Annotated in this window: 3 protein-coding genes; 2 read left to right on the top strand and 1 reads right to left on the bottom strand. The window is 67.6% G+C overall.

From position 1 onward, the window contains the following. Window positions 1-1,170 (top strand): ABC transporter permease (locus Q1V87_RS09790; protein WP_300592101.1); only part of this gene is annotated, 1,170 nt, incomplete at its 5' end. 42 nt (window positions 1,171-1,212) lie between these two features. Beyond that, window positions 1,213-2,568 carry a hypothetical protein gene (locus Q1V87_RS09795; protein ID WP_300592103.1) on the top strand — a complete coding sequence of 452 codons (1,356 nt, stop codon included), beginning with the start codon at window positions 1,213-1,215 and terminating at the stop codon, window positions 2,566-2,568. Between the two features lie 69 nt (window positions 2,569-2,637). On the opposite strand, the gene raiA is transcribed toward Q1V87_RS09795, so the two are convergent. Next, on the bottom strand, window positions 2,638-3,294 hold the full coding sequence (gene raiA, locus Q1V87_RS09800) for a ribosome-associated translation inhibitor RaiA (RefSeq protein ID WP_300592105.1): 657 nt from the start codon (window positions 3,292-3,294) through the stop codon (window positions 2,638-2,640). Window positions 3,295-3,376 lie beyond the last annotated feature (82 nt).

Here is a 3,376-nt window from a genome sequence, read left to right on the forward strand (position 1 = left end):
CTGCGCCACCACAAGCTGCGGGTCCTACTGAGCCTGATCGGTATCGCCGTCTCGGTTGCCGCACTGACCGCGGTCGTCGCGCTCGGCGACTACCAGCGGCAGGCGGCAGCCGAACAGTCAGACCGGTACGGCGGTCGCGTCGCCACGATCTCGGTGTCGGCATCCACCACCGACGGGGCCCCCATGGACTGGGACAGCTTCGACGAGGATGTCTCGGGCGCCGCCGCACGGTTCGATCTATCCTCCATCTCGCGGCTCGCCGCATCCGTGACCCTGCAGGTACAGACTCCGGAGTGGGTCAGACCCGTCACAACGATGCTGGTGGACCCCGCCTACCCCGTCATCCATCGATCGACAGTTGCCGAAGGCCGCTGGTTCGTGCCGGGTGACGAGGGGCTGCTGGCGCCGCCCGTCGTGATCAGCTACCCGCTGTGGACTGCCCTCGGAGCACCGCCGCTCGCGACCCACCCGACGATCGAGGTGGTTGGCGCCGCGGGAGGCACGTTCCCCATCGTCGGCGTCGCGCCGCGCGAGGGCGAGTGGGACTCGAACAAGCAGATCTGGATGCTGTACGACGGGTACCGGGACCGTGTGGATGCGCTCCCCACCGATACCGGGGTCACGTGGGAGCTGTGGGTACCCGAAGAGATCGTCCCGACGGTCGGAGCACTCCTGGCATCGGATGTCCGCGCCGCGGCCGGGGATCAGGTGCAGGTATCGGTCACGCGCACCGACTGGGGTTCGCGTCCCGATGCGCAGGCGTCCGCTGCGATGTTCGAACTCGTCACCGGTTCGATAGCCGTCCTGATCCTCGTGCTCGGCGGGTTGGGGCTGGTCAACATCCAACTGGTAGCCATGCGCCAGCGCATTCGAGAGATCGGGGTTCGCCGCAGCTTCGGAGCCACCGCCGGCCGGATCTTCACGGCGGTCCTTCTCGAGAGCGTCGTCGCCACCGCGGTTGCCGGCGTCATCGGAATCGTGCTGGCCGTCGCCATCATGCGCACGCCCATGGTGCTGGCCATGTTCGGCGCTCTGCAGGACGTGCCACCCTTCCCCGTTCGTGCCGCGATCACCGGGCTCATCGCATCTGTCGCCATCGGCGCGCTGGCGGGATTCCTTCCCGCGCTTGTGGCGGTGCGCTCACGCGTCATCGACACCCTGCGCGTCTGAGCGCTCAGCCCGAACACGGCTGCGCGATTCTAGGATCAAGGCATGGCCGGTTTTTGGGGACGACGCAAGCGTGAACAGGCCGAGACGGCGCAACAGGATGCCGACCTCGCGCGCCGCGCACAGAGCTCGCTCGTTGCGGCCGACGAGCATATTCGTCTCGCCGCAGACGAGGTCTCGTTCGCCGAAGCCGAACTCGGCCCAGGCGCCGTCGGCGACCTGCGCGCCGCGCTCGATTCGGTGCGAACCCACATGCAGGAGGCCTTCCACCTGCACCAGCTCAACCACGACGAGATTCCCGACACCGCCGACGAACTGCGCACCCGCAACTCCCGCATCATTCAGTTGTGCGACTGGGCAGAAGACCTCCTCGAAGACCGGATGGCTGCCCTGGCCGAGCCGATCGAGCGGGCACGTCGTGCGCCTGAAATCATCGCCCGCGTTCGCACGGACGCTGCCCGCGTCCGGGAACGCATCCCGCACGCCCGGGACACCGTCGAGCGGCTTGCCACGAGGTACTCCACTCGCGCGTTGGAGGGTGTTGCTGTAAACCCCGCGGAAGCCGAACAGCTCCTGAGCTTTGCCGAACACAGCGCGGGAGTCGCCGAGCGTCGGCGGGAAGCCGGGCAGCGAGAGCAAGCGAATCTCGCGATGGAAGCCGCGACGGAAGCGGCTCGTCGCGCCGAGACCTTGGTGGATGCCGTCGAAACCTTCGAGGTCGAGGCCCTCCGCGCGGAAGCAACACTCGGCGCGATCGTCGAAGACTCGCGCGGGGATCTGATCGCTGCGCGAACCGCCCCCCAGGTTCCCGCCGTTGTCCAGGCGATGTCAGGACTGCAAGCTGCCCTCTCCGCGCTTCCCGCCGCCGGAGTGAACACCGATCCGTTCGAGCACTTGACCCGGATGCGGGAAGCGAACGCGGCACTCGATGCGGCAGTGGCCGCGGCGCTCGAACGCGCATCCCGACCGATTCCGGAGCTCGGTCATGTGCGAAACGCGATCGATGACGCCGACCGCCAGCTCGCGGTGGCCCGAGACGTCATTGCCGGCCACCGGGGCTGGATCGGTGCTGACGCACGCACGCGCCTTGCCGAAGCCGAGCGCGTCCGGGCAGACCTGGACCGCGTCGTCGGAGGCTCCGCCGCGACCGTCCCCACCATCCCCGAGGACGACCGCGAGCAGGCGCTGGAGTTCGCTCGCCGCTCCGCCCAGCTGGCAGGCGACGCGCTGCGGTATGCCCAGCGCGACATCGACGCATCCCGTCCCGCGGCGGGTCCACCGCCGCAGTGGGGCGGTCCCATGGAGGGCTTCGGTCGCCGCGCCGGCGGCGGTTCGGACCTCGTCGGAGGAATCCTCGGGGGTCTGGTGATCGGCAGCATCCTCGACGGAATCTTCGATTGAAAGACGGATGCCGCGAGCTGGTGGGCCCGCGGCATCCGTTCCTCTATCTCGCGGCAGTGCCGCGGGCGGTCAGCTCACCAGGGCCGCCGGGCTCGCCTCTGTCGTGAGGGAGATCACACCGTAGTCCCAGCCCTTGCGGCGGTAGACCACGCTCGGGTGATCGGTTGCGGCGTTGATGAACAGGAAGAAGTCGTGCCCGACCAGTTCCATCCGGTCGACGGCATCCTCGACCGTCATCCACTCGGCCTCGAATTCCTTCGTACGGATCACGACGGGTGTGTAAGCCTCGTCATCCTCACCGTCGACGATCGGCACCTCGCCGGTCGCCACACGCCGAAGCACGTCTGCCGATGCGGGCTGAATGTCGATTCCGTCGAGCTCACCGCGCTCCTTGTCGAAACTCGCCTTACGGGGGTGGTTTCGGGCATCCACCCTCTTGTCCTTGGCGCGGCGCAACTGCTCGCACAGCTTGTCGACAGCCAAGTCGAGCGCCGTGAACTTGTCGGCATCGGTTGCTTCAGCGCGCACGAGCGGACCCTTGCCGGTGAGCGTGAGCTCGACAGTGTGGTCTTCGACCCGACCCGTACGGTAGGTGCGGTGGGTGACCTTGACATCGATGCGCTGCGCACGGGGTGCGAGGTGTTCGATCCGGACGAGTTTCTCTTCGACGACCGAGCGGAAGCGATCGGTGATACCGACTCCCACGCCGACGATGTTCGTGTCCATCTTGACCTCCTTGTTTCCGGTCCGCCCGGTTCCAAGGGCGGACCATCAGTCGCCTTGTCACCCCCACGTTAGACCCTGGTCA

The organism is Microbacterium sp. (genome assembly GCF_030149085.1).
Taxonomy (GTDB): Bacteria; Actinomycetota; Actinomycetes; order Actinomycetales; family Microbacteriaceae; genus Microbacterium.